Source organism: Ruegeria sp. TM1040 (genome assembly GCF_000014065.1).
In the GTDB taxonomy this organism is placed as follows: domain Bacteria; phylum Pseudomonadota; class Alphaproteobacteria; order Rhodobacterales; family Rhodobacteraceae; genus Epibacterium.
Map to the genome: position 1 here is coordinate 596220 of NC_008043.1, position 23781 is coordinate 620000.

The window sequence follows — 23781 nt, forward strand, 5'->3', positions numbered from 1 at the left end:
AGTAGCGCAAAGCCTTCTCCCCCGCCAGCTTGAACTTCCGCTGATGCCTACCACTGATGCTTCGACTGAAGTGGTACAAACTTCAATAAGCTCTAAAGGTAGTTGTACCAGTTCGACCACGTCGTCGTTGTCAGACCAGGTCCTCGCCGATCTCAAAGCCACGCACAATTTTCCTCTGCCTGACCGGGAAGGTTTTGGGGTCAAAAATCTGAACGGCCTACAGATGTAAGAGCAAGCGCGGTTCCCCCCCCTGGCGGGGGCGAATGCGGTGCAATGCCCTGACTTTGCTTCGTGGTGCCCGCCTCTCAGGAGTTGGGTGCCACCATAGAATGAGCCACGGACAGGTCGCGCAGTCGCACCATGCACCGGACTGAGCTTTTTCAAGAACCACCACATAGCGTCATCGACGTTCGAACTCAGGCTCCCCTTGGGATCACTGGATTGAGCGTTGTGGCGTTTCATTATCCGAATATAGGAAAGGACCAACATGTCTCAGAACAAAACCATCTTCTCCAACCTCCTTGGTGACCTCAGTGTGATCTCCATAGGCGACCAAGCTTGGTTTCTGGCTGACGAGGTATATGCTGCGTTGGGTCTATTTCTTCGGAACGATCCTCAGACCCTTGTACTGCAACAGTCGGAGTGGTCGGTAATGTCATCTCAATCAGGGGTCACCAACGCGCAGACGCCTGTAGTGATTAGTGAGGCTGGTGTCTACAAACTCGCCTTCCTGAGTGAAGAGCCTGAAGTCCGAGAGTTTCAGGACTGGGCTATGAACACTCTGTTGCCGACCATCATTCACGACGGCTTTTATATGATGGGCGAGGAGGAGATGTTCTCTACACCTGAATGCGATGTCACCCAAACTCTTATCCAGAGCGCCAGCCTGAAGGCGTCACATGAAGCCGACCTTGAGCTTCTGTGTTCTGTAATCCTCCCAGAACTTCGGGCCGACGGCGCATTCTTCCGTGATCTGCCCAGCTATGTCGAGCAACCAGTAGAGAACAGGGAGCTTCGGGTCCGGCAGGCAGTAAGCCTCAAGCAGAAGCGACGGCTCCCCTGAACGCGAATATGAGCTGAAGCGAAAGCCTGAGCCTCGACTCGGAACAAAAGCAAGGGTTACGGGTGGACAATGCTTCCTGCCCTCACAGGGTCACTCACCAGGTGCGACGTGTAGTGTAAACCGTAGACCACAGCGTAGACCACGCCGCGCCTGTTGACCTGCACCTGCAACCTTGGATAGCCATTGTTTTGCTGGGGCTACCAGCTGAAGAAGTGCCTGTAACGGGAACAAAACGGAGATAACCCTCCGCCCCCGGGCACCATTACTTCAGCTAACACATTGGTTTTGCTCCAGCTTTTTGCACCTGCAAGGAGCCGTAGACCATGTCGGCTCAGGTGACTGCCTTCATCCACTTCTGCAGAACTTCAACCGGGTAACCAGAACCATACCCGTGGCCGACACCATCAGTCTGCCAGCCCCCGATCTGATCGACGATGTCGGAAGGACACTCAACGGCGCGAAGACGATCCCGCATCGAATGGCGGAAGCTGTGCATAGTGCATCCTTCTGGTGTCATTTGCTTTATCCATTTGTTCAGTGCAGCGCTGGCAGCGTTGGCATTTGTCTGGGGCTTTCTGTTGTAGCGCGGGAAGAGGAAATCGCTTTCAACGACCTCGCTCAGCAAACGCTCTGCAGCCCACTTGGCTTGCCCCTCCAACGGGACGACACGCTCACTGCCCTTGGTTTTCAGACGCCGCCACGGGTGTGGACGCACCCAGGCAACCAGAGAACCATCTGACCGCCGTTCAATGTCCTGTCTCGCCATTCCTGCGGCCTCAGCAAGCCGCATTCCCGTGTCCGACACGAGCGCTACAAGCCACCTCATGTCATCGTCCAGTTGGCGGCACTGGCCCTGAACCACTTTGAGTGCATCCGCTGGGATTGGGTTGCGATCACTTACGCCAGCCTCTCGGTCGTAGTAGACCCCGTTGAAAGGATTGGTCAGGGTCAGGCCAAGCTCACTGGCTGCAAAGTTTGTGACCGCGCGAACGGTCCCAAATATGCGTGTTATACTGCTGCCAGCCAATCCACGTTCGATGAGCGCATCCCTGAACTTGTTGGCATCGGCCTTGGTGAAGGCGTCGAGCTGTTTGTCACCGCAGGCGTCGATGACATAGCCGCAAGATCGTTCCGCTGCGCGGTGGAATGTCTCTGGTCGTCCTTGCCCTTTCAGGCGCAGGTAGATGCCGACAGCTTCGGACAAAAGAACAGATGAAGAGGAAATCTCAGGGGCTGCTGCACTGACCGCGACACGCCCCTCGGACTGCATTCTCAGCATATGCTTACCCGGCAGTTCCACATCCTTTGAGCGGAGGTGATACCAGTACTCATCCAACTGATCGGCGGCTCTTCTGGCCCGCGCTTCAGCGATGCGAGCAGACCGCGTTCGTAATGAGTAGGCAATGCGAGGTGAGGTGTAGTGCTTCTTCAGGTCTTTGGGGATGCGGCGGCTGAAGTAGAAAACGCCATCCTTCACGAAGGTGAACGCAGGCGAAATGGTCTCCGACATGGTCTACGGCTCCTTGCAGGTGCAAAAAGCTGGAGCAAAACCAATGTGTTAGCTGAAGTAATGGTGCCCGGGGGCGGAATCGAACCACCGACACGAGGATTTTCAATCCACTGCTCTACCCCTGAGCTACCCGGGCACGGGAAGGCGTCTCGCCTTGGGTGTGGGCGTTCTATGCCTTGTTCGCGGGAGTGTCCAGAGGCTTTTTCAAGAAAATAACTAATGTTCCGTGGGGGGGAGGTTTTTTTGGTCTTCTAGAGCGTTTTCAAGGTCTTCTTGGTCTTCGCTTGGGACCGCGTAAGCGCCATTGAGCCATTTTGCGAGGTCAAGATCGGCGCAGCGCTTGCTGCAAAACGGGCGAACACTCTGCTGGGTGGGCTTGCCGCAGATGGGGCAGCTCATGAGAGAATCTCCGACAGGGGCAGACGGGCACGTTTGCGTTGCAATTCGAAATGCCCAAGCGTGGTCCAACCGGCTAGGGTTGTTTCTTCGGGATCAGATTTGAAGGCCGTGCGCAGCGCGGTTTCAAAGGCACGGCGGTCTTTCTTGGGCATCGGCGCAGCATCAATCACGATCTGACCGCCCAGCCCCAAACAGCGCAACGCGCGCGGCAGGTTACGTGCACAGGCCATGTTTGCCTTGATCCCCGCAGCGAGCGAAGTGTCACTGCCGGTGTTCACATCCACCGCCACAAGCGCGCGGGTCGGTTCCACATAGAGATAGGCTCCTCCACCAATGGCGATCTTGCCCGACTGAAGCGCTTCCAGCGCATCGAGCACGCCGCAGCGTTCAAAGCCACCGGGTTCCTGCTCGATGTCGGCCGGGGCGGTCCATTCCCGCCATGCCTGCAGATGCGGAGCGTCTCCTTCGTGCAGGACTTCTGATTGGTTCGAGGAATCTTCCAGCACTTGCCGGGCGGCGGTGACCATTGCGGCTATGTCTTCTGCAATCTCGTCGGGGTCGGCGCCGGCGCAGACGGAGCGCAGGATCAGACCGTATTCGACGCCATCCATTTCGGAATGGGCGATTTCAAGCAAGCGGTCGCGCTCATCATCATCGCGGATCGAGCGAGAAATGTTCAAGCCCGGTGCATCAGGCGTCACGATGGCATAGCGGCTCTTGAACAGGAGCTTTTGCGTGACTGGCAGCGCTTTGCCGGGTTCGGCATAGCCAGTGACCTGCACAAGAAGCATCTGACCAGGGGCCAAGCCTTTGACCTGGCGCAGGAACGCAGGGCCGTCTGGAGTGGTGAGAAACATGCCGCCTTGGCCCTTCACAGGGCGGTCTGCGCGGGCGCGGTAAATTGTACCGGGCAAGGGCGCGTCGCCTGCGATCAGGAAATCGTCAAGCACGCCGTCCACCATGCGAGCGGCTGCTTCGCGGCCATTGATATGGTCGAGAATGATCTGGGTGCCCTTCATGACGCTGTGTCCTTATAAAGCGGGTATCCTGCGGTTTGCAGCAATGTGGCGGTCTCCGCCAGTGGCAGGCCGACGATGGCGGTGAACGACCCACTGATCCACGGTATCAGCGCGCCAGCGGGGCCTTGGATTGCGTAGCCGCCCGCCTTTCCTTCCCAGTCACCTGTTGCAAGGTAGGCGTTCAGTTCCTCGTCAGAGAGGCGTTTCATTTTTACCTGGCTCACCACGTCCTTTTGCCAGAGGCGATCTTGCTTGCGCAAAGCCACGGAGGTGATGACACGGTGGCGACGGCCGGAGAGCGCCAGCAGAAATTCTGCGGCCTCACCTGCGTCGCGTGGTTTTCCCATAATGCGCCGCCCCAGTACTACGGTGGTGTCGGCACATAGAACTAGATCTTCGGGGTTCGATGTGACGGCCTCGGCTTTCTGGCGGGTGACACGGGCGCAGTAGTCGCGCGGCAGCTCACCCTTCTGGGGTGTCTCGTCAATGTCGGGGGGGCGGATGTCATCGGGCGTTACACCCAATTGGGCGAGCAGTTCCAGCCGCCGCGGGCTGCCTGAGCCAAGAATAAACGCCATGCCTGAACTCCTGCTGTTTTGCCGCCCTGTCTACGCTGGCAGGCTGCGGCAGAAAACCATGAAACCGAAAGAGGTGCCAAAACAAAAGCCCGGCACCGGGCCGGGCTCTTAACATCAAAAGCGAATCGCGCTTACTTAAAGCGGTAGTTGATCCGTCCTTTGGTGAGGTCATAAGGTGTCATTTCCACCTGGACCCGGTCGCCTGCGAGGACACGAATGCGGTTCTTGCGCATCTTGCCTGCCGTATGAGCGATGATTTCATGGCCGTTTTCCAGCTCGACCCGAAACGTCGCGTTTGGCAGGAGTTCCTTCACGACACCGGGAAATTCGAGCGTATCTTCCTTGGCCATGTTGTCTCCATAGTTGTGTTTTCCCGAAAAGACGCGGGATGTGCGCTTAAATGGGCCTATTTGCCCCAATTTTCAAGAGCGCTTTTATAGCAAGTTATGGTTAACAAGATTTTGCAGGCGCGAGTCCTGCTCACCCCAGTGAGTCTTGTTGCGCACAACGCCGGCGCTGCGCACATTTTGGACAGCCTGCAGATCCACCTCTGCAAAGGTCCAACCGGGCTGGTTGAGGGTGCCTTCTGCGATCACGCCTGTGCTGGGAAAGCCGGTATCTGGTGGTCCAAAGACACCGCCCATCCCACAGCCTTCGTCCACGGCTTCTGACCATGCAGCAGAGCCAACCACAGATGACATCACCGTGACGCATTGCTGTTCGAGCGCGCGAGACATCGCCCCAATGCGCACGCGCCAGTATCCCGCAAGGGCCTCCGTGCAAGAGGGCACAAGAATCATATCCGCCTCCGAGAGGGCCCGCGCCAAAAGCGGGTATTCGCTGTCATAGCAGATGAGGACTGCAATCTTGCCAAGCGCGGTCTCAAAGATCTTGAGCGGGCCGCCGGGCGCAATATCCCAGGGATCGCGCTCAAACATGGTCATGATCTGTTTGTCCTGATGCGCGCGTTTGCCTTGGGGGGAGTAGAACTCCGCCCGATTTACCGGGCGCGTGAAGCCAGCATGAACGGGCGCAGATGCGCCGAGAATATGCACGTTGTGCTCTGCCGCGAGCTTGAGATGCAGTTGCGCAGCGTCTTCCATTTTGTCCGACACCGCCTGGATCGAGGCTTCGAGATTGCCTGCGATGTCGGCTCCATCCAAAGTGGCAAGCTCCATCGCACCATATTCGGGAAAGACCAGCAGTTCCGCGCCGCCATCAGCAGCCTCCGAGACCCATTTGGACAGTTTGTCCTCATAATGGGTCCAGCTGTCGAGCCAGTCGAGCGGGTAGGCGGCTGTTGCGATCTTCATGGGGCCTCCGAATGCAAGTACGGCTAAGGGCTAGCCTATTGTGCGCGGCTCGAACAGGGGCCGCGTTTGGTGCTTTGTCGTCCGGCGAGGTGTTCAGAGATCACGACACCAGAACTGTAGTGATTTTGCCGTCTCGTCCTTCTGGTCCACATCTTTCCATGAAAACTGCGCCATGACGCCCGGCAGGGGTGCATAGCCTCTTTTGCGCCAGAAGGGATCAAGTGGTGCATAGTCCGCGGGACGCAGCGGATGGTCTGCTGGGCGGATCACGCTGCAGAACGCGGATTTTCCAAAGCCGAGCGTGCGGGCGTGGGCCTCGCGAGCGTCAAAGAACCCATGCCCCGCGCCTTGGCCTCGATAGGCGGGCAAGAGCACTGATTCCGCGCAATAGAAAACCTCGGCAATATCAATATTCGTCTCAGCAAAAGCAGCGGCAAAATCGTCGGCGTGGTCCACCATTGGCGTACCTGTCGCGGCGCCCACCAGTTGATCCCCGTCAAAGGCACCGACAAGGATCGCGCTGTCGCTGTCACGATAGCTTTGCAGGTAGTCGCGCTCGTAGGCCAGATCTCCGTCATAGAGATAGGGCCAGGCCCGAAACACCTCGATCCGCAAGCGCGCGACGTCCCCGAGCGCCGCCTCAAGCGCCGCTCCCGTCAGGGTGTCGACCCTCAGTGCCATCAGGCCGAGACCTGTTTGATCCAGTCGGAGAGATTGTAATAGGTGGTCACGCGGGTGATGAGCCCGTCGCGCAGGTCAAAGAACGACCCAGCCGGGAGTTTATAGCTCTGCTGTCGGGCTTCGGGCAGGCCTTCATCTGTTGCAAGATAGGTGCCGTTCACAGTGTATTCGGCTGCCGCGCGCGTTGCGTCCGGCGTTGCAAAGATGACCATATCGGTCAGCTCTTCTTTGTAGCAGTGGCTCATATGCGCGCAGAAGGCGGCGAATTTCTCTTTGCCGACGCGGATGTTGCCCTCGTTGACGTGATGCGCCACGTCCTCGGACAGGCATGCAAGCATTCCATCGGTGTCGCCTGCGTTGAAAGCGTCAAAATAGCGCGCGATCGTGTCGTTCATTCAAGTCTCCATCGGATTTCCCCAGCGCGCAATCAGCCGCTCGAGAATCTGGTCTCGGGTTTGCCTATAGCTTTCTAGCTTGGCTTCGCGCGTCTCTCCGAGCCCAGTTGGGTCCATTATTGGCCAATATTCGACATCAAGGTGGAAAAAACGGGTGAGTTCGAGCGCCCGACGCTGACTGGCAGGCGACAGCGCGATCACCAGATCATACGAGGAAATATCGTCGCCCCATTCTTCCATTTCGTCAAACGAACGCGAGCGATGCCGCGACAGTTCGACGTCGATCTCCTGACAAACGGAGATGCAGAACCCGTCAATCTCCAGATCGTTTTTCACTCCGGCGGATTGGACATAGGTGCCTGTGCCATAGAGTTTTTTCATGATCCCCTCGGCCATCGGGGATCTGACCGCGTTGTGGTCACAGCAGAACAAGATGGACTGCGGCAGCTCCGTCACGCATCAGCCTCCGAAGTGCAGAACGCAGATCAACGTGAACAGGCGGCGGGCGGTGTCCGTGTCCACCTCGGCCTTCCCCTCAAGGCGCTCCTGGAGGACCCGACTGCCCTCGTTGTGGATGCCACGACGCGCCATGTCGATGGTTTCGATCTGGCTGGGCGGTAGAGTTTTTACAGCCGTGAAATAGCTCTCGCAGATCTGGTAGTAGTCTTTCACCACCTGACGAAACGGCGAAAGAGAGAGGTGAAACTCTGCCGCCTTGTCGCCGCCTTCGGTCTGAACGTCAAACACCAGGCGCTTTTCGCGAATCGACAGGGAGAGATGATAGGGACCTTCGGGCACGTCGCGCTCGTCCCGTTTGGGCAGGACAAAGCTGTTCTCTTCGATCAGGTCGAAAATCGCGACTTTGCGTTCCTGCTCAATCTCCGGTGTAGGCGGAGGCAGGTTGCGGTCGTCTAGTTCAATTTGGCTGATCCGGCTCATGGCTCTGGTCCCAGTTCTCTCGTCTTCCATGATCTAGCGGATCGTCCCCGTTCGCACAATCGGGCGCGCTTCGTAACCCTGCGCAATCATTGCGCAAGTGTCACGTCATCATTGCGTTAAAACACGGGGACTCTCCCAAAAAGCGAACAACCAGGCCGGGATTTCAAGGTTCTGTTAACCGCAGGACCGTTTCATCACTCTTGTCCGGGGCCACGCGGCTTCGGCGCGCAACAGGCTCAGCTGAGCGGAGGGCAGCCCGCTCAGCTGAGCTTTTGTGCATCAGCGGTTGAGTGCCTCAAGGCGAGCGAGAACGGACAGCCCGTGCGCTTCGAGGCTCTCGCTCTCGGCCAGCGTCGCCGCCGCTGGTCCAATGCTGCGCAAGGCGTCGGGGGTCATCTGACTCAGAGTTGTGCGCTTGATGAAATCCATCACCGACAGACCGGAGGAGAAGCGCGCAGACCTCGCCGTGGGCAGGACGTGATTTGGCCCGCCGATGTAGTCTCCAATGGCCTCAGGCGTATATTGGCCCATGAAAATTGCGCCCGCGTGGATCGTTTTCTTGCTCAGCGCTTCGGGATCGGCGACACAGAGTTCAAGGTGCTCGGGTGCAATCCGGTTGGAAAGCGCCGCCGCCTCGTCCATGTCACGCACTACGATTACAGCGCCGAAATCACGCCAGCTGGCGCCGGCGATGGCGCGGCGTTCCAGCGTTTCCAGTCGTTTATCGACCGCCACCGCCACCGCAGATCCGAATTCCGCATCGTCGGTGATCAGGATGGATTGCGCGCTTTCGTCATGCTCCGCCTGACTGAGCAGGTCCAATGCGATCCAATCTGGGTTGTTGTCCTTGTCCGCGATCACAAGGATCTCGGAGGGCCCAGCGATCATGTCGATGCCGACTTTACCAAATACGCGCCGCTTGGCGGCTGCCACAAAGGCGTTGCCGGGGCCTGTGATCTTATCCACAGGGGCGATGGTTTCGGTCCCATACGCAAGCGCGGCGATCGCTTGCGCGCCGCCAACGCGGTAAATTTCGTCGACGCCAGAAACCCGACACGCCAGGAGCACCAGAGGGTTGATCTGCCCGTCCGGCGTCGGAACCGTCACCGCAAGACGTTCGACTCCTGCAACCTTGGCGGGAATGGCATTCATCAGCACAGAGGACGGATAGCTGGCAAGCCCGCCGGGCACATAGAGTCCTGCCGCGGAAACAGCCGACCAGCGCCACCCGAGGGTTGCGCCGCCGGCATCCGTCCAGCTCTTGTTTTCTGGCATTTGTTCAGCGTGATAGGCACGAATACGGTCCGCTGCGAGTTCAAGTGCTGCGCGCTCGGCCTCTGACACGGATTTGATGGCGTCGTCGACTTCCTCTGCAGTGATTCTCAGCGCTGCCGAATCGGGCAGGTCTAGGCGGTCAAATTTCTGCGTCAGCTCCAGCAGAGCCGCATCTCCGCGTCCCCGCACATCCGCAATAATGTCCGCGACGACGGCGTCCACATCTGGGCTGTCCTCTCGTTTTGCGTTCAAGAGGGTGGTGAAGGATTGTTCGAAGTCTGCCTCAGCAGAAGTCAGAAATACGGGCATCACGGCGCTCCTTTTGTCGGAGCATTACCCTGACTGAACGACTGCCTCAAGTTTGATCGCCATAGCACCAATTTTGTCGCAGGAATATTGATTGAAGTGAGCGCTGAGACCGGCCTGCAGATCCGGTGCAAAAAGTACCTGTGGCGCTGGGGTGCCACGCCAAATACCTATACATAACAGTGCGATAGGCATTAAGGTTGATATCTACAGGAAGATGGTGCTGCTGGAGAGAATTGAACTCTCGACCTCTCCCTTACCAAGGGAGTGCTCTACCTCTGAGCTACAGCAGCGCCGTGAGGGGGCTTCTATGCATATTCGCCGGGGAGCGCAAGAGCATCTGGACGGTTTTTTTTGACTAAGTTAGACAAGCGTTATGGCAGAGAATAAGAAACCCTCCGGTAACCGGTCCGAGGCCTCTCGCGAAGACCGCCTGAAAGCGGCGCTCAAAGCGAATATGGCCCGGCGCAAGGCGCAAGCCAAAGCCCGGTCCGAACAAAAAGACGCCGCCCCAGGCGACGCTGAAGGATAGAGCAGATGGATTCGATTCTGGTAACTGGCAACGGCCCGCTGAACGGAGTGATTCCGATTGCCGGGGCCAAAAACGCGTGCCTGACGCTGATGCCCGCCACTTTGTTGAGCGAAGAACCGCTGACGCTAACCAATGCGCCACGTCTGAGCGATATTCGTACCATGACGGCATTGCTGCAGTCGCTTGGGGCAGAGGTTTCCTCTCTGCAAGACGGGCAGGTTCTGGCGATGTCGAGCCACGGGCTCGACAATCATACCGCTCATTATGACATCGTGCGCAAGATGCGGGCTTCGATCCTCGTGCTCGGCCCGATGCTGGCGCGCGATGGGCATGCCGTGGTCTCTTTGCCCGGTGGCTGTGCGATCGGGGCGCGTCCGGTGGACCTGCACCTCAAGGCCTTGGAGGCCATGGGCGCAGAGCTGGACCTGCGTGATGGCTACGTCCATGCCAAAGCGCCGGGTGGGCGTTTGACGGGCGGGACCGTAGATTTTCCAATTGTATCAGTGGGTGCGACGGAGAACGCTCTTTTGGCGGCGACACTCGCCAAAGGCACAACCGTGCTTAAGAACGCCGCGCGCGAGCCAGAAATTATTGATCTTGCAGAGTGCCTTATCAAGATGGGAGCCCAAATTGAGGGCCATGGCACCAGCACGATTACGATTCAGGGCGTGGATCGACTGCATGGGGCGACCCACCCAGTTGTGACGGATCGCATTGAGCTTGGAACCTATATGCTGGCGCCAGCGATTTGCGGGGGCGAGGTGGAACTGCTCGGCGGGCGGCGCAATCTGCTGGAGGCGTTTTGCCAGAAGCTCGAAGAAGCTGGCATTGAAATTGCTGAAACCGAAGCGGGCCTCAAGGTGAGCCACAAAACTGGTCGCGTCAAAGCGGTGGATGTGGTCACGGAGCCGTTCCCGGGGTTCCCGACCGACCTGCAGGCGCAGATGATGGCGCTGATGTGTACCGCCGAAGGAGAATCGGTGCTCGAAGAAAAGATCTTTGAGAATCGATTCATGCATGCGCCGGAGCTGATGCGGATGGGGGCACAGATTGATGTCCACGGTGGTACCGCACGGGTCACCGGTGTCGAGCGTCTGAAGGGCGCGCCGGTGATGGCGACGGATCTCAGGGCTTCGGTCTCTTTGATTTTGGCGGGCCTTGCCGCAGAGGGGGAAACGCGGGTCAGTCGCGTGTACCATCTGGACCGTGGGTATGAACATGTGGTGCGCAAACTCTCTGAGGTGGGCGCCAAGATTGAACGGATCAAGGAAGAGTAATGGCGGACGCCACCTTTGAAGATGGCCGCGAACGCCCGCTGAACCTCGTCGCCTATGAGGCGGAGGACCTGGAGGTGATTTCTTCGCTCGCTCAGGATGCGGTGTTCCCGGTGACGGAAATGAGCTGGCGCGCTTCGGCGCGCCGCTTTGCCATATTGCTCAACCGGTTTCGCTGGGAAGACCGCGATGCTGCCGAGCGCCGGGGGCGTGCGTATGAGCGGGTGCAATCCGTCCTGGTGATCGAGAATGTCCTGCGCGTTGCTTCGCAGGGGATCGATCGGCGCGATCGCGATATGATCCTCTCGGTGCTCTCGGTCACGTTCGAACCAGGCGAGGACGGGGCAGGGGAACTGTTGCTGACTCTCGCCGGCGACGGTGGGATTCGTCTGTCGGTAGAAGCTCTGGAGGTCACACTGAAGGACGTCACCCGCCCATACCATGCCCCGTCAAAGCAGGTCCCTCAGCATGGGGTTTGACCCCTTCTCACAGCAGGCTGCGCGTTTCGTCGCGAAGTCGTCTATTTCGCTAGGTGCCCGGTGTCTTTCATAAAGCTGGTCAGGCGCTCTGCAAAGGCTTCCGGTTGATCGATCGGCGGGACATGGCCGGTACGGCGCAGGAGCGTGAACTGAGATCCGGGAATGAGATCGAGTGTTTCGCGCACCAGATCGGGCGGCGTAGAGCCGTCCTCGGTGCCTGCGATGCCCAGAGCTGGCAGGCGCAGGCCGGAGGTGGGGGTATAGAAATCCGTGCCTGCAATGGCGGCGCAGCAGCCCAGATAGCCTTCGACATCGGTGCGCTCCAGCAGGGTTTGCGTCGCAGCATACACATCTGATTTCCATGCACTGCGTGGGAACCAGCGTTGCAGAGTATCGACGCTGATCGCTGGCATGCCGCCGCGGCGCAGAGTGTCCATGCGCCGCGTCCAGATCTCTGGCGTGGCGATTTTTGCAGCCGTGTTCGACAGCACCAGTGCGCGCACCAGATCGAGGCGCTTGACCGCAAGTCCCTGCGCAATCATTCCGCCGATGGACAAGCCGACAAAAAGGCTGTCTTGAATTGCGCAAGTCTCCATCAGGCGTTCAACGTCACGGATCAGGTTGCCCATGGAATAGGGTGCAGGGGGCACAGAAGACCCTCCATGCCCGCGCAGATCGAACGTGAGGACGCGGATGTTTTGCGGCAGACGCTGCAGTACCTTGTCCCAGATCGTTTGGTCGGTGCCAAGCGCATGGGCAAAGACAACGGCGGGTGCGTCCTCTGGGCCTATAAGGCGATAGTTCAGTTGGACGTCGCCCAGATCGGCAAGGGGCATGGTTTTGCTCTTCTTCAGTGGAAACGGGACTTTAGTGCCAGTTTCGGCGAGACACCAGCCTGTCGAAAGGAACCCATGTACACCGGGTCATGTAAAGACGAGGGGCGCTGCCCCTCGTACTCCCCGGGATATTTCTGGTCAGAAGAAGGTTACAGGAAGCGAGTAAGAGCTGCGGTGAACTGACCCGGGTCGACATTGCCGCCTGTTGCAACCGCGATCACGGCATCGCCGTCGATTTGGTCCGGGTGAAACAGTGCTGCGGCCAGGGACACGGCACCGCCGGGTTCCAGTACGATCTTGAGGCGTTGAAAGGCGATCGCCATGGCCTCAAGGGCCTGATCATCGGTGACGGTGAGGCCCGGGCCGCAGAGGCGTGAGAGCAGGGGCCAGGTGATGTCGCCCGGGGCGGGGGTGAGGATTGCGTCGCAAATCGACCCCGTGGGGGCAGGGTTCGTTTCAATTTGACCCGACGATTGCGAGCGTGCGACATCGTCAAAGCCCTCTGGCTCTGCGGGGCGGACCCGCATGTTCGGGGCATGGGCCTCAAGCGCGAGAGCGATGCCGGATGTGAGGCCCCCGCCGCCACAGCAGACCAGCACGTCGGCCTTTGTGACACCTTCTGCGGCAGCTTGTTCCGCGATCTCGAGCCCGGTTGTGCCCTGGCCTGCGATCACTTCCGGTTCGTCATAGGGTTTGATGAGTGTCAGGCCACGTTCGGCGACCAGAGGCTCTGCAGCGGCTTCGCGGCTTTCCCCTGCGACCCGATCATACAATACCACCTCAGCGCCGAGCGCGCGGGTGTTGTCGATTTTGAGCTGTGGTGCATCCGCGGGCATCACGATCACGGCCGGGGCGCCATGGGCCTTGGCGGCGGCGGCGACACCTTGAGCATGATTGCCAGAGGAATAGGCGATCACACCCCGTTTGCGCAGTTCAGGATCCATGGCCGAAAGCGCGGCCCAGCCGCCGCGAAATTTGAACGAACCGGTGTGCTGCAGGCATTCCGCCTTTACAAAGACCCGGCGTCCGGCGATCTCGTCCAGGAAGGGCGAAGACAGAAGCGGCGTGTAGCGGGCGTGTCCTTTGAGCCGCGCGGCGGCGGCTTCGATCATGGCAAGGGATGTCATTTTATGTCTTTCAATACGGTATGGATAAGGAGAAGCGCGTCGGGTTCATCCAGAAATGGAATGTGGCCGCGATCCGAGAGTTCTACCGCCTGCAGTGCGGGCAGGCGGCGGCGCATCTCGTCGAAGGTCTCTCGGGAGAGAATGTCAGAATGGGCGCCGCGGATGACCCCGCAGGGTAGCCCATCAAGTGCGGCGAACCACGGCCAGAGGCTTGGTTTTTCTTCCATCTCCGACAGGGCCTTGGCCTGCGCCAGCATGGCCTCGCGCAGGCGTGCGTCGTAGCGCAACTCCAGCCCATCCGGTGTTTCCTTGTAAAACGTCTGCGCCTCCTCAAGCCACCGACCCTCGGGGACGTTTGCAAAACTGTCGCGCATTGCGGCTTCGAGTATGCGAGCGGCGGCGGCATGGGTTTTGGCGGCGGGCCTGTGGCCCAGATATTCAAAAATCCGGCCCAGGCCCTCCTCTGCGATGTCGGGGCCGACATCATTGAGGATGACGGCCTGCAGCCGATCCCGGGCGGTGCCGGCGATGGCCATGGCAACCAGACCCCCTCGCGAGGTGCCTAGAAGGGCGGCGCGCGTGAGGCCCAGATGATCCATCAGTGCAATCACATCTCCGGCTTCGGTGAGAATATTATAGCTGGCCGGGTCTTGCGCATAATCAGAGCGCCCCCTGCCGCGCAGATCCATTAGGATCACGCGGTAGTCACCCAGATGCGGCAGCGCGTAGCGAAAATCCTGCCCGTCACGGGTCAGTCCCGGCAAACAGATCAGAGGGATTCCATCCGCGCTGCCATGCTCTTCGAAATAGAGCGACAAACCATCAGAAGTTTCAAAGCGGCTCATGCGGTGTGATCCTCTCGGGGTATCAGGCGTTTGCGGCGATTTCAGGAATGGGCTGGAGGTCGGTCAGCACATGAGCGGGGCGCCAGGGCAGGCGGTCAACGGGTTCGCCTGCGCGATTGACCCAAGCGGTGACAAAGCCGTATCCGGCGGCACAGCCGGCGTCCCAACCATTGGACGAGACAAAAAGAACCTCGGATTTCCGGGTCCCAAACCGTTCTCCAACGAGATCATAGACACGCGCGGATGGCTTGAACACGCCGACGGTTTCGACCGAGAGCACTGCATCGAGCGTGTCGCCGAGGTTGGCCGACTCTACCGCGCCCGCAAGCATTTTGGGGGATCCGTTCGAGAGGATGCCAGTCTCGTAGCCCGCATCTTTCAGGGCGCGCAGCATGGCTGGAACCTCCGGGTAGGCGGCGAGTTCCCAGTAAAGATCAAGCAACCGCTGCCTCAGTTCTGTTTGATCTTGGAGCCCCGCGGCCTCCATCGCCCAGTCCAGGCCATCATGCGTCACCTGCCAGAAATCGTCATGCGCGCCCGTCACGGCCCTGAGCCAGGTGTATTGCAGCTGCTTTTGTCGCCAATCCTGCGCCAGCGTGGCCCAGCTGTCTGCGATCTGTGCAAAAGCGGGCTCTGTTGCGGCTTGCCGGGCCGCGGCGCTCACGTCGAACAGGGTGCCATAGGCGTCAAAGATGCAGGTTTTGATCGTCATGTCCGGGCCCTCTCTTTCAGGGTGGAAAGTGCCACAGACGGCGCCGGTCGCAATGGCCTAAATTGTGTTGGTACGGGTTTACTCTGGGGCCATGGCCGTTAGGGTGTGCGTTTATCATTGGGCCTGCGTGCCTGAAACACACCAAAGAACCCGAAAGGGGGTCATCATGACCGCGGTAAAAAATGGCGACACGGTTCGCATTCACTACACTGGCAAGCTGACGGACGGCACTGTTTTTGACAGCTCCGAGGGTCGCGATCCGCTCGAATTCACCGTTGGCGCTGGCCATGTGATCAAGGGCATGGATCAAGGCATGCTCGACATGGCCGAGGGCGACAAGAAAACTTTGGAAATTGCCTGCGAAGACGCCTACGGACCGATCAATCCCTCCGCTCGTCAGGCGGTCCCGCGTGAAGGCATCCCAGATGATATCCCGCTGGAAATCGGCACCATGCTGCAAATGCAGACCCCCGAAGGCCAAGTGCTTCCGGTGACAGTTGTCGATGTGGACGAGGCAAGCGTGACACTGGATGCAAACCACCGTCTGGCCGGTCAGGATCTGATCTTTGACGTGGAACTCGTTGCAATTGCGTAACGCATGCGTTTTGGGGGATGACCTCAACTGAACTTCGGGGTTGGCGGGATCACAGCCCGCCCGCTCTACCTGGTGCAGCGTTGAGCGCCATGAAGATCGCAAAGCTCTCGCAAGTTGCCTAAATTTCTACAGGGTTTTCCGCGTCTTAGGTGCCCTGGTTTACCTTCTGTTCATTCCTCCACGCGACGGTGGCGCAGAGACGCTGCCAGCATTTGTGCAGCCGTTTGGATTTATTGACAGGAGTTCTCTCACATGCGGAATTTTCTTATTGGCGCGGCGCTGACCCTCGGCGGGACCATGGCGCAGGCGACGGAGTATCTGAACATTTTTACGTGGGACGGGTATGTCGCGCCTGAGGAGGTCACCGCAGTCAATGCTCTCCTGAAAGAGCAGGGGTACGACATCGAAGTGCGCGTGATGGATACGCTCGCTGAAGGGCCGGAACAGATGTTTGACGTGATCCGCTCGGGCGATGTGGACGTGTCCTTCCTCACCCTGAACTACATCAACATGGAAGGCGTGCCGTTCTCGAACCTTCTGCAGCCGATTGACGTTTCTTCTCCACGTCTGAGCAATGCGCAAGCTTTGTTGCCTGAGTTGAGCGCGATTGAGATGGGCATGTCCGACGCAGGTCCGCTCTATCTGCCGTTTGGCGGCGGTGCCTACGGGATCTGGGCCAACGACGATGTGGTTGCCGAACATCCGACATCGGTCGCCGAGCTGCTGAAGCCAGAGTGGAAAGGTCGTATCTCCCTGACATCCGGTCAGGTGCAGCCCAATGTGGCACTTGCGCTGATGGCAATGGGCGAGCCTCCCTTTGCGGTTCAGGATGCGTCTGGCGATCGCAAGAAAGTGGCCGAGCTTCAAAAGGCTGATGGCGCGCTGCAGACAACGTTGTCGACGCTCTATGATCAGGTGGGCTTTTTCTGGAGTGCAGGACCTGAGTTCCGCGATGATTTTGCCTTTGTGGCCTCTTATGGTCCGGGCGCATCGGCCCATGTTGCCGAGGGGGGCAACTGGAGCCTCGTGAACTTTGACGAAGGCAGCACGGTTTGGCTCGATACCATCAACTTCTCCAAGAAGCTCGAGGGTGACAAACTCGAAGCGGCGGAGATTTTTGCCAACTATTTCATTGGCAAAGAGGTCCAAGAGCGCATCGTGAACGGTCTGGGCATGGTGGCGGCGACCACTTTGGTGGACGCCAACCCGATGCTTGACGAAAACCCCAATTTCTTTGCCGAAGATCTGTTCTGGCCACCTTACACCAAAGTGGCAAACAACGTCATGAACATGCTGTCCAAACGCGCCTCCGGCGGCGGCAGCTAAGCCGTAAAACTGGATCATTTCGGATTAAAGGGGGGCGCCTTGGTGCCCCCCTTTGGCATGGTGCCGCCGCTCTGCGGGTGGCGTCCCGTAACTGGTTGCGGCGGTGCAGATTTCCTGCAACCTAAGAGGGCAACTTGCGGAGGGTGAAGCATGTCGATGAACAGACGACAATTTGGTGCGGTCGCAGCCGCTTTTGGACTGGCAAGCTGCGCAGGGCCTGTCACGACAGCTGGCCGATCCAGACCGTCCGGGACATCAAGCCTGCCACAAGACCTGCGTCCGATCCGCAATGCCGACTATGCCAAATGGGTTGCGGCCTTTCGTGAGCGTGCAGAGCGGCAGGGGTTTTCTCAGGATCTCCTCTCGAGGGCATTTCGTGGAACCGGCTATCTGCCCGGCGTCGTCAAACGAGATCGCAACCAGACCGAATTCAGCCGCACGCTTGAGGATTACCTCTCTATTGCCGTCTCGGACGAACGTGTTCGCAAGGGGCGGGCGGCGTATGCGCGCCATCGCGGCACCCTCGATGCCATCGAGCGCCGCTATGGCGTAGAGGCCCATGTGATCGCGGCGGTCTGGGGGCTTGAGAGCTATTACGGCGAACGTCGTGGCAATGTGCCGGTGATCTCGGCGACCTCGACACTGGCCTATGATGGCCGCCGCGGGGCGCTGTTTGAAAAACAGCTGATTGCCGCGCTCAAGATCCTGCGCAACGGCGATATTGCGCCGCGGAATATGACCGGAAGCTGGGCGGGTGCGATGGGTCACACGCAGTTCATTCCCACATCATACCTGTCTTTTGCGGTGGATTTTACAGGCGATGGACGGCGCGACATCTGGTCGGATGACCCAAGCGATGCTTTGGCGTCCACGGCGGCTTATCTCGCGCGAAATGGCTGGCAGAAAGGGCTCAAATGGGGCGGCGAGACCGGCCCCGGTGCACCCTCGGGATCGGTCATTCAGCCCCAGCCGGGTGGACCGGAGTTTGTCACCACGGGTAATTTCCGCGCTTTGAAGCGATACAACAACTCCGATTCCTATGCGATCGGCGTTGGACACCTTTCCGATCGGATTGCTGGTGGCGGGCCGCTGCGCGCGTCCTTCCCTCCGGATCGCTACGGACTGCGCAAAGCGGACCGGATCGCGCTGCAGAAGGGGCTGACCGCAAACGGGTTCGACATCGGCGCGGCGGATGGGGTGATCGGCCCCAAAACGCGTGAGGCAATCAGCACCTATCAGCGTCGACAGGGTATTGCCGTGACCGGCGATCCGTCGCTTGAACTTCTGCGCAGATTGAACTGACCATGCGGCACCTGTCGCAAGGCACTCATTGCTGCCTGCGCGATGCACCCGCTGGCAATGGCAGGCACCCCGGCAGACCCGCGGGCAATACCAAGCGTGCGCCCGCCGCATAGAGATCCCTTGCAAAGCCCGCCTGGTCTGACGTCAGGGTTATCGTGAGCTTCGTCGACGAGAGTATTGCACTCTCCTCTGGCAAATCGCGCAGCAGTGACGCTTTGGGCAGCACAACCACATAGGCCGGAGCCTCATCGCTGAGAAGCGCGACCACAATCAGGACTGAGAACCACCCGACCACCATCAAGGGAACGGCAATAAGGATCGCCTTAATAGTCATGGATGTGCTCTAGGGTCAGACCCTGGCTCTCCAGTTGGCGCAAGCGCTCCGCAAGGTCTGGAACTTTCAGGCTAATAAGGTGACGCGTGTCGCCATATCCCTGCCGTGTCCGGCTCAGCAGTGCGCCCGGCTCGGACGCGCGCGTTGAAAGTGCAGTGAAGAGAATATCGTCGTTGCCGGCAACCTCGACGATTTCAATGCCCTCTGTGGCCATGCGTTTTAGCAAATGGGTGAGCGCGCGATAGCGTGGGGTCTCGATCTCAATCCCCTCGGGACGTTCGGAAATGATCGTTACCCCTTCAAAGCGTTCGAGCGTTTCGGCACCTGCACCTGCGACAATCATTCGCAAGGTCAGAGCATCAGCTCCCACCTGCGCAACAGCGTCTGCGATGATATCGGCGTAGGCTGCCTTCGCGCGGTATTCGAGCCCCAGGGCGAGCCTGCGTTCGCGGTCGCGCAGGGCTGGGGTCGCTTTTTGCGCCAACTCCGTTGCATCCGCGCGAAAACGCCATTTGTACCATGGTACCTGCTGCAAGAAGCTCGCGTAGTCTGCCGCCTGCCGGGCGGAGACTTTATCAAGCGGGCTGTGCTCCGGTCCACGCAGCATTGCAAAAAGACGCCCCAGCGTTTCCTCATAGGTGGCTTTCAGCGCCAGTTCGGCGGTAAAGCTAACCCCGATCACATAGACCATCTGTTTTGTTCCGCCATCCACATCGCCATATGCGGCGGCTTCCGCGTTCAGCGCGCAAATCGACGTCCAAAATCCGCCAATAGCAGGCAGATAGGCATAGTCGTGCGGATCCCCGGTGCGCAGAACCTCCGCGTAGTCGTCATAGGCATGTACGATGTACCACTCCGGGAAGGTCATCAGAGTGCGGGTTTCCGGTCGGTGATGGGCGGGGTCAAGCCGTGCGGCATATGGCTGCGGCGTGGCATCGCCCCGGCACATCGTCTCGACATAGAGGATCGGTGCGCTGAGGGAGAGCATCAGCAGCAGCGCAACCAGCCCCAGGCGTTTGATCCAGCGCCAGAGAAGTTTCATTGTCGCTGGCCCAGATTGCGCAGGCCCGCCCAGACCGCCACGCCCCCAAGCGCGAGATGGGGGAGGTTTGCAAGCACGCGGCGTAGAGAAATCTCCATCCCGAGGGCCTCGTTGGTAAAGATCCCAAGGTCCAGGTAGCCATATCCGGTAAAGAAGCCAAAGATCCCATCGCCAAGATAGGCAAGGCCGAACAGGATCAGAAAGCTGCGCGCCGCTCGGTGAGACATCAGACCAGCAATCAAAGCCCAGAGAGCTGAGGCCACATGCAGCGCGTCATCATAAAGATCGAGTGCAAAAATCCCAAAGGCGAGCCCGGCTTCGTCGGTCAGGCCGGGGATATAGTTCAATGATGCGGCGATCATCAGCGCCACAAAATATCCAACTGAGAGTTTTTGAAGCAAAGTCATAGGCGATCCAGATAGCTGTCCCAAAGGTTGTTGCGCAGCACCAGATCCGGGTCCAGTGCGCGTTTGGCCTGCGCAAAACGCGGCGCCTGGGGGTAGGCGGCGACAAACTGTTCTAGCGTCGCATGAGGGCGGTACGGCAGGTAATAGGCCCCACCGATGGCGACGATCCGGTCGATCAGCGCCCGGGTCATGCGTGCCATATCCGCCTCTGCGCGCTGGCTGAGTTCCTGGCTAAAGGACATTACGGCCGCAATTCTCGGCGTGGTGGCAAAAGAGAGCATGCTTTGATCGTCCTGCGCCACATAACGCAGCGTGACATTGAGAAACTCCTGATAAGAGGCGGGGATCACCTCGCGGCAGGCTGTCACGAAGGCGTCAAAGGCGTCAAATCCGACGAAATACTCGTGCAGGATGTCTGTGCGGTCGGGATTTCGGTCGTCCAGCGTTGCGACGGGCTCGTTGATGAGCGAATTACGTGTCACTTCGCCCGATCCAAGCGCGGGGCCGACGCGCGTTTCGTTCCACCAACGAAAAGACTTGATCGTCTCATTGCCGAGTTGCGCCCGATAGAGGCGGCTTGCGGCATGCGCCATCCACCCCGAGCCGGACGCCTGCGGCAACTCCGTCTGATCTGGAGTCTCGCGATAGGTGACAAGCAGCGCCTTCTCAAAGAAGCTCGCGCGCTCCACGTTGAGGCGCCCGTAGGCCATCGTGACAGCTGGGTCCTCCACCGCCGCACGGAAGGCGCGCGGGAAATCTGCGGCATCCAGCAGATCAAACGTAGGGCTGAGGCGGGCATTCTTCACCATCTCGACGTCTAGATCGACGATCAGGCCCACGAGGCCATAGCCGCCCATGGCCATCCCAAAGAGTTCGCTGTTCTCTGTGGCAGAGCAGGTGACGAGATCGCCGGAGGGCAGCAGCATCCGCAGGCTTTTGACGGTTGCGCCCATCGGTCCGAAGGGCACCGGCCAGCCATGTGCGTTTACCGAAAATGTCGCGGCTACGCCAAAGTCGTTGTTGGATTGCATGACCTTGGGCGACCAGCCCTTTGGATCCAGTGCGGCGATGACCTGTGACCAGCGCGCCCCCGCGTGTACGCGATAAGTTTGCTGCGCGCTGTCGAGCGCGACCGCGCCATTGTCAAAGGTGATGGCCGTGCCGTTTCGCGGGATGGCTTGTCCCCCCATGGAATGCCGCGCCGCTCCGATATTCACCGGACGCCCCTCGGTGCGGGCCTCCGAGAGTTCGCGGCGCAGGGCTGCGATCAGGCTCTGATCCGCATCGTCGCGCAGGATCAGGTGTTTTTGGACGGGGGTCGCCGAAAGGCCGCTGGCGTCATTGAGGATCTGGGGCCCGGTCGGGGCGCTGATGCGCGCGGTGCCGTCATAGACCGGGAGGTCCGCGCCAAGCCAGCGCGAGATCCCCCAGCCCGCAGCACCTCCAAGCCCGATCATGGCTGCTCTTCTGGTCAGTGCTTTCATGTGACGTCTTTCCCGGCGCGCCAATATCCGGGCATGCCGTCTTGTCTAAGGTCTTGAAATAAAACCGGCCACGATGGCGGGTGGATGATAATTCCCCCGTTTATGGGCAAGTTTTCCAGGCTTGGCAATCGCGCGCATTGGGGGCGTCGCGACGCGCGTGGCAAAGCGCTCATGGCGCTCGCACCATGTGCCACTTGGCGGCACATGGAATCTGTTTCTCCTGCATCCCTCTGGCGAGGTCGATAGCATCTGACACCTGCCGGGTGGCGTCGCCCGCACTTTGCCCCGCCGTCCTTCAGGAGAGCCAGCATGTCTATTCGTTTCTTTTCTTCGCGGCACCGGCCCGTGCATCTGGGTCCCTTTCCGCTTGAACGCCTGCGGCGGAGCCATCAGGCAGATCTGAGCAATGTGCCCGCTGCGCTGCCGCTGAACTTTCGCCGTCCGCAAAAGCCAGACAGCATCGTCAATGCGATGTGCGAATATCAGGCGATGATGGATGCGATCCGCGATGGGCTGGTCAATGGCACCCGCGGCGATGTGCCTGCAGATTTGCAGGAGCGCTCCAACCATCTCAAGGCTTTTGGATACTTTGCGGATGCGTCGATGGTAGGTATTGGGCCGATGCGCGAAGAGGCCCGATTGTACGAACCTTGGCACAATCCCGACATCGACCGGCTGGCGGAGGACCTGAAAACCCGTCAGACCAAAACGCTGGCTTCGGGCATCGACATGATCATGGCGGATCTCAAGGATGCGATGCAGGCTCCGCCCACGACCATCGGGGCGCACCGTCATGCCATTGTGTTCCTTTATGAGATGCCGCGCGATCCGCGCCCGGACGAGGCGGGCTGTGACTGGATCACGGATGCGGAAGCACATCGCGCCTGTTTGCGCAGCGCCGAAACGGCTGTGGTTCTGGCCAATTACATCCGTCTGCTGGGGTGGGATGCCAAGGCCCACACTGGGACATCTTCGGATGTGGACCTCAACCGGCTTGCGGTTGCGGCCGGGCTTGTGCGTATGGAGGAGGGCCAGCTGGTTGCGCCCTATCTCGGTACACGGTTTGGTCTGGCGGCTGTCACCACGGATTTTGAACTGGCAGAAGACCGCCCGCTTGCCCCTCTCTCTGAACAGCCAGGTCGCGCAGGGCGCGATCTGCGCTGGTGGCTTGGCGCTGGTGCAGAGCGTTCTGCCTTGAATGGTGACCCCTATAAGGATCGCGACTTTCGCGATGGTCCACACCCGTTTGAAACGCTGAAACGAGTGGAAACTCCGACCACCTATATTGATGAGGCGCGTGTCGCGCGGGTGCCAAAGCGGGCGGATATGTTCGCGCGGGCTCAGTTCGGCGACATGGGCAAGGGCAATCAGAAGGCGGCGACCGGGGGCTTTTATGTGCGCAAAGCGGCGCCCGCGATGGCGCAACGGCGCATGCTGGGCGCTTTCGTGCTGTTGCAGGACGGAACACCCGCCGTGGGACCGCGCCCCACCGATGCTCAGCGCAACGCTGATATGGTGAAAGCTGCGTCTTACTGGCTGGGGATCGATGCGGTTGGCATCAGCCGGTGTCCGGATTGGACTTGGTACAGTCACGATGCCACCGGGACGCCTATCGTGCCGGATCAGCCGCATGCGATCTCGATGATTGTGGATCAGGGATTTGACACCACTGAAGGCACTTCGGGTGATGACTGGATCGCTGTAGCGCAATCCATGCGGGCCTATCTTCGGTTCTCTCTTCTGGGGGGCGTGATCGCGCGGCAAATTCGCAACCTCGGCTACAAGGCCAAGGCCCATACCGTGATGGATGGCGAAGTGTTGCAGCCGCCGCTGTTGCTACTCTCCGGACTGGGAGAGGTCTCGCGGATCGGCGAGGTCATCCTGAATCCCTTCCTCGGCCCACGCCTCAAGTCCGGTGTGGTGACGACCGATATGCCCATGGCGCATGATAAACCGATTGATTTTGGTCTGCAGAGCTTTTGCGAGTCTTGTAACAAATGCGCGCGCG

At 59.5% G+C, this 23781-nt stretch carries 26 protein-coding genes and 2 tRNA genes (1 of these 28 cut by a window edge); 7 read left to right on the plus strand and 21 right to left on the minus strand.

Features of this window, described 5'->3' with window-relative positions; all coding sequences use genetic code 11:
• The first annotated feature begins 487 nt into the window (after positions 1–487).
• Complete coding sequence (locus tag TM1040_RS19695) at positions 488–1063, plus strand: BRO-N domain-containing protein (protein WP_011537156.1); 576 nt, start codon at positions 488–490, stop codon at positions 1061–1063.
• 331 nt (positions 1064–1394) lie between these two features.
• Here TM1040_RS19695 and TM1040_RS03195 read toward each other — a convergent pair whose 3' ends face one another.
• The 13 genes from TM1040_RS03195 to TM1040_RS03255 form a co-directional block, all read right to left on the minus strand.
• Complete coding sequence (locus tag TM1040_RS03195; RefSeq protein ID WP_011537162.1) at positions 1395–2573, minus strand: DUF6538 domain-containing protein; 1179 nt, start codon at positions 2571–2573, stop codon at positions 1395–1397.
• A gap of 61 nt (positions 2574–2634) precedes the next feature.
• A tRNA-Phe gene (locus TM1040_RS03200) sits at positions 2635–2709 on the minus strand.
• Positions 2710–2789: 80 nt separating this feature from the next.
• Positions 2790–2972, minus strand: a complete 183-nt coding sequence (locus TM1040_RS03205; protein WP_011537163.1) for a DNA gyrase inhibitor YacG — start codon at positions 2970–2972, stop codon at positions 2790–2792.
• Positions 2969–3991 carry a ribonuclease E/G gene (locus tag TM1040_RS03210; protein ID WP_011537164.1) on the minus strand — a complete coding sequence of 341 codons (1023 nt, stop codon included), beginning with the start codon at positions 3989–3991 and terminating at the stop codon, positions 2969–2971. Before TM1040_RS03210 ends, TM1040_RS03205 begins: the two co-directional genes overlap by 4 nt.
• On the minus strand, positions 3988–4569 hold the full coding sequence (locus TM1040_RS03215; protein ID WP_011537165.1) for a Maf family protein: 582 nt from the start codon (positions 4567–4569) through the stop codon (positions 3988–3990). The genes TM1040_RS03210 and TM1040_RS03215 overlap by 4 nt, the downstream gene beginning before the upstream one ends.
• Before the next feature lie 131 nt (positions 4570–4700).
• Positions 4701–4919 (minus strand): translation initiation factor IF-1, encoded by a 219-nt coding sequence (gene infA / locus TM1040_RS03220; RefSeq protein ID WP_005620785.1) that lies wholly within the window; start codon positions 4917–4919, stop codon positions 4701–4703.
• Positions 4920–5003: 84 nt separating this feature from the next.
• Entirely contained in the window at positions 5004–5882 is an 879-nt protein-coding gene (locus TM1040_RS03225) for a carbon-nitrogen hydrolase family protein (protein ID WP_011537166.1), read from the minus strand.
• A gap of 93 nt (positions 5883–5975) precedes the next feature.
• Entirely contained in the window at positions 5976–6563 is a 588-nt protein-coding gene (locus TM1040_RS03230) for a GNAT family N-acetyltransferase (RefSeq protein WP_011537167.1), read from the minus strand.
• Complete coding sequence (locus tag TM1040_RS03235) at positions 6563–6958, minus strand: ketosteroid isomerase-related protein (protein ID WP_011537168.1); 396 nt, start codon at positions 6956–6958, stop codon at positions 6563–6565. Before TM1040_RS03235 ends, TM1040_RS03230 begins: the two co-directional genes overlap by 1 nt.
• Entirely contained in the window at positions 6959–7414 is a 456-nt protein-coding gene (locus TM1040_RS03240) for a low molecular weight phosphatase family protein (RefSeq protein ID WP_011537169.1), read from the minus strand. It lies immediately after the preceding gene.
• 3 nt (positions 7415–7417) lie between these two features.
• Entirely contained in the window at positions 7418–7897 is a 480-nt protein-coding gene (locus TM1040_RS03245) for a UPF0262 family protein (protein ID WP_011537170.1), read from the minus strand.
• 279 nt (positions 7898–8176) lie between these two features.
• Positions 8177–9481, minus strand: a complete 1305-nt coding sequence (gene hisD, locus TM1040_RS03250) for a histidinol dehydrogenase (RefSeq protein WP_011537171.1) — start codon at positions 9479–9481, stop codon at positions 8177–8179.
• 215 nt (positions 9482–9696) lie between these two features.
• A tRNA-Thr gene (locus TM1040_RS03255) sits at positions 9697–9771 on the minus strand.
• A gap of 244 nt (positions 9772–10015) precedes the next feature.
• On the opposite strand from TM1040_RS03255, the gene murA reads away from it, so the two are divergent.
• Together murA and TM1040_RS03265 are read left to right on the plus strand one after the other, a co-directional pair.
• Complete coding sequence (murA, locus tag TM1040_RS03260; protein WP_011537173.1) at positions 10016–11287, plus strand: UDP-N-acetylglucosamine 1-carboxyvinyltransferase; 1272 nt, start codon at positions 10016–10018, stop codon at positions 11285–11287.
• Positions 11287–11763 carry a DUF2948 family protein gene (locus TM1040_RS03265; RefSeq protein WP_011537174.1) on the plus strand — a complete coding sequence of 159 codons (477 nt, stop codon included), beginning with the start codon at positions 11287–11289 and terminating at the stop codon, positions 11761–11763. The genes murA and TM1040_RS03265 overlap by 1 nt, the downstream gene beginning before the upstream one ends.
• A gap of 41 nt (positions 11764–11804) precedes the next feature.
• On the opposite strand, the gene pcaD is transcribed toward TM1040_RS03265, so the two are convergent.
• The 4 genes from pcaD to TM1040_RS03285 all read right to left on the minus strand — a co-directional run bounded on the left by pcaD (position 11805) and on the right by TM1040_RS03285 (position 15283).
• Positions 11805–12599 carry a 3-oxoadipate enol-lactonase gene (gene pcaD, locus TM1040_RS03270; RefSeq protein ID WP_011537175.1) on the minus strand — a complete coding sequence of 265 codons (795 nt, stop codon included), beginning with the start codon at positions 12597–12599 and terminating at the stop codon, positions 11805–11807.
• A 149-nt stretch (positions 12600–12748) separates the two neighbouring features.
• Positions 12749–13726 carry a threonine ammonia-lyase gene (locus TM1040_RS03275; protein WP_011537176.1) on the minus strand — a complete coding sequence of 326 codons (978 nt, stop codon included), beginning with the start codon at positions 13724–13726 and terminating at the stop codon, positions 12749–12751.
• Positions 13723–14571: an alpha/beta fold hydrolase gene (locus TM1040_RS03280; RefSeq protein ID WP_011537177.1), complete on the minus strand. Its 849-nt coding sequence runs from the start codon at positions 14569–14571 to the stop codon at positions 13723–13725. Before TM1040_RS03280 ends, TM1040_RS03275 begins: the two co-directional genes overlap by 4 nt.
• 22 nt (positions 14572–14593) lie before the next feature.
• On the minus strand, positions 14594–15283 hold the full coding sequence (locus tag TM1040_RS03285) for a haloacid dehalogenase type II (RefSeq protein WP_011537178.1): 690 nt from the start codon (positions 15281–15283) through the stop codon (positions 14594–14596).
• Between the two features lie 166 nt (positions 15284–15449).
• On the opposite strand from TM1040_RS03285, the gene TM1040_RS03290 reads away from it, so the two are divergent.
• The 3 genes from TM1040_RS03290 (at position 15450) to TM1040_RS03300 (ending at position 18506) form a co-directional block, all read left to right on the plus strand.
• A complete protein-coding gene (locus TM1040_RS03290; RefSeq protein WP_011537179.1) occupies positions 15450–15878 on the plus strand; it encodes an FKBP-type peptidyl-prolyl cis-trans isomerase in 429 nt (142 codons plus the stop codon).
• A 252-nt stretch (positions 15879–16130) separates the two neighbouring features.
• Entirely contained in the window at positions 16131–17204 is a 1074-nt protein-coding gene (locus TM1040_RS03295) for an ABC transporter substrate-binding protein (RefSeq protein WP_011537180.1), read from the plus strand.
• A gap of 150 nt (positions 17205–17354) precedes the next feature.
• Positions 17355–18506, plus strand: a complete 1152-nt coding sequence (locus TM1040_RS03300) for a lytic murein transglycosylase (protein ID WP_044026484.1) — start codon at positions 17355–17357, stop codon at positions 18504–18506.
• A gap of 25 nt (positions 18507–18531) precedes the next feature.
• Here the strand turns inward: TM1040_RS03300 and TM1040_RS03305 are convergent, their stop codons facing one another.
• Genes TM1040_RS03305 through TM1040_RS03320 form a run of 4 tightly spaced genes read right to left on the minus strand, consistent with a single transcriptional unit; the run spans position 18532 to position 21773 of the window.
• Entirely contained in the window at positions 18532–18840 is a 309-nt protein-coding gene (locus TM1040_RS03305) for a hypothetical protein (protein WP_011537182.1), read from the minus strand.
• Positions 18830–19882: a hypothetical protein gene (locus tag TM1040_RS03310; RefSeq protein ID WP_011537183.1), complete on the minus strand. Its 1053-nt coding sequence runs from the start codon at positions 19880–19882 to the stop codon at positions 18830–18832. Before TM1040_RS03310 ends, TM1040_RS03305 begins: the two co-directional genes overlap by 11 nt.
• A complete protein-coding gene (locus tag TM1040_RS03315) occupies positions 19879–20289 on the minus strand; it encodes a hypothetical protein (RefSeq protein WP_011537184.1) in 411 nt (136 codons plus the stop codon). The genes TM1040_RS03310 and TM1040_RS03315 overlap by 4 nt, the downstream gene beginning before the upstream one ends.
• Positions 20286–21773 carry an FAD-binding oxidoreductase gene (locus TM1040_RS03320; protein WP_011537185.1) on the minus strand — a complete coding sequence of 496 codons (1488 nt, stop codon included), beginning with the start codon at positions 21771–21773 and terminating at the stop codon, positions 20286–20288. Before TM1040_RS03320 ends, TM1040_RS03315 begins: the two co-directional genes overlap by 4 nt.
• A gap of 309 nt (positions 21774–22082) precedes the next feature.
• Between TM1040_RS03320 and TM1040_RS03325 the strand changes: the two genes are divergently transcribed.
• Positions 22083–23781: the 5' portion of a 2Fe-2S iron-sulfur cluster-binding protein gene (locus TM1040_RS03325; protein ID WP_011537186.1), read on the plus strand. The gene runs 1514 nt beyond the window's last position; the window shows 1699 of its 3213 coding nt (coding positions 1–1699); it begins with the start codon at positions 22083–22085; the stop codon falls past the right edge of the window.

Coding starts and splice junctions, on each gene's coding strand:
- TM1040_RS19695 (WP_011537156.1), top strand. CDS start 488: ATGTCTCAGAACAAAACCATCTTCTCCAACCTCCTTGGTGACCTCAGT.
- TM1040_RS03195 (WP_011537162.1), bottom strand. CDS start 2,573: ATGTCGGAGACCATTTCGCCTGCGTTCACCTTCGTGAAGGATGGCGTT.
- TM1040_RS03205 (WP_011537163.1), bottom strand. CDS start 2,972: ATGAGCTGCCCCATCTGCGGCAAGCCCACCCAGCAGAGTGTTCGCCCG.
- TM1040_RS03210 (WP_011537164.1), bottom strand. CDS start 3,991: ATGAAGGGCACCCAGATCATTCTCGACCATATCAATGGCCGCGAAGCA.
- TM1040_RS03215 (WP_011537165.1), bottom strand. CDS start 4,569: ATGGCGTTTATTCTTGGCTCAGGCAGCCCGCGGCGGCTGGAACTGCTC.
- infA (WP_005620785.1), bottom strand. CDS start 4,919: ATGGCCAAGGAAGATACGCTCGAATTTCCCGGTGTCGTGAAGGAACTC.
- TM1040_RS03225 (WP_011537166.1), bottom strand. CDS start 5,882: ATGAAGATCGCAACAGCCGCCTACCCGCTCGACTGGCTCGACAGCTGG.
- TM1040_RS03230 (WP_011537167.1), bottom strand. CDS start 6,563: ATGGCACTGAGGGTCGACACCCTGACGGGAGCGGCGCTTGAGGCGGCG.
- TM1040_RS03235 (WP_011537168.1), bottom strand. CDS start 6,958: ATGAACGACACGATCGCGCGCTATTTTGACGCTTTCAACGCAGGCGAC.
- TM1040_RS03245 (WP_011537170.1), bottom strand. CDS start 7,897: ATGAGCCGGATCAGCCAAATTGAACTAGACGACCGCAACCTGCCTCCG.
- hisD (WP_011537171.1), bottom strand. CDS start 9,481: ATGCCCGTATTTCTGACTTCTGCTGAGGCAGACTTCGAACAATCCTTC.
- murA (WP_011537173.1), top strand. CDS start 10,016: ATGGATTCGATTCTGGTAACTGGCAACGGCCCGCTGAACGGAGTGATT.
- TM1040_RS03265 (WP_011537174.1), top strand. CDS start 11,287: ATGGCGGACGCCACCTTTGAAGATGGCCGCGAACGCCCGCTGAACCTC.
- pcaD (WP_011537175.1), bottom strand. CDS start 12,599: ATGCCCCTTGCCGATCTGGGCGACGTCCAACTGAACTATCGCCTTATA.
- TM1040_RS03275 (WP_011537176.1), bottom strand. CDS start 13,726: ATGACATCCCTTGCCATGATCGAAGCCGCCGCCGCGCGGCTCAAAGGA.
- TM1040_RS03280 (WP_011537177.1), bottom strand. CDS start 14,571: ATGAGCCGCTTTGAAACTTCTGATGGTTTGTCGCTCTATTTCGAAGAG.
- TM1040_RS03285 (WP_011537178.1), bottom strand. CDS start 15,283: ATGACGATCAAAACCTGCATCTTTGACGCCTATGGCACCCTGTTCGAC.
- TM1040_RS03290 (WP_011537179.1), top strand. CDS start 15,450: ATGACCGCGGTAAAAAATGGCGACACGGTTCGCATTCACTACACTGGC.
- TM1040_RS03295 (WP_011537180.1), top strand. CDS start 16,131: ATGCGGAATTTTCTTATTGGCGCGGCGCTGACCCTCGGCGGGACCATG.
- TM1040_RS03300 (WP_044026484.1), top strand. CDS start 17,355: ATGTCGATGAACAGACGACAATTTGGTGCGGTCGCAGCCGCTTTTGGA.
- TM1040_RS03305 (WP_011537182.1), bottom strand. CDS start 18,840: ATGACTATTAAGGCGATCCTTATTGCCGTTCCCTTGATGGTGGTCGGG.
- TM1040_RS03310 (WP_011537183.1), bottom strand. CDS start 19,882: ATGAAACTTCTCTGGCGCTGGATCAAACGCCTGGGGCTGGTTGCGCTG.
- TM1040_RS03315 (WP_011537184.1), bottom strand. CDS start 20,289: ATGACTTTGCTTCAAAAACTCTCAGTTGGATATTTTGTGGCGCTGATG.
- TM1040_RS03320 (WP_011537185.1), bottom strand. CDS start 21,773: ATGAAAGCACTGACCAGAAGAGCAGCCATGATCGGGCTTGGAGGTGCT.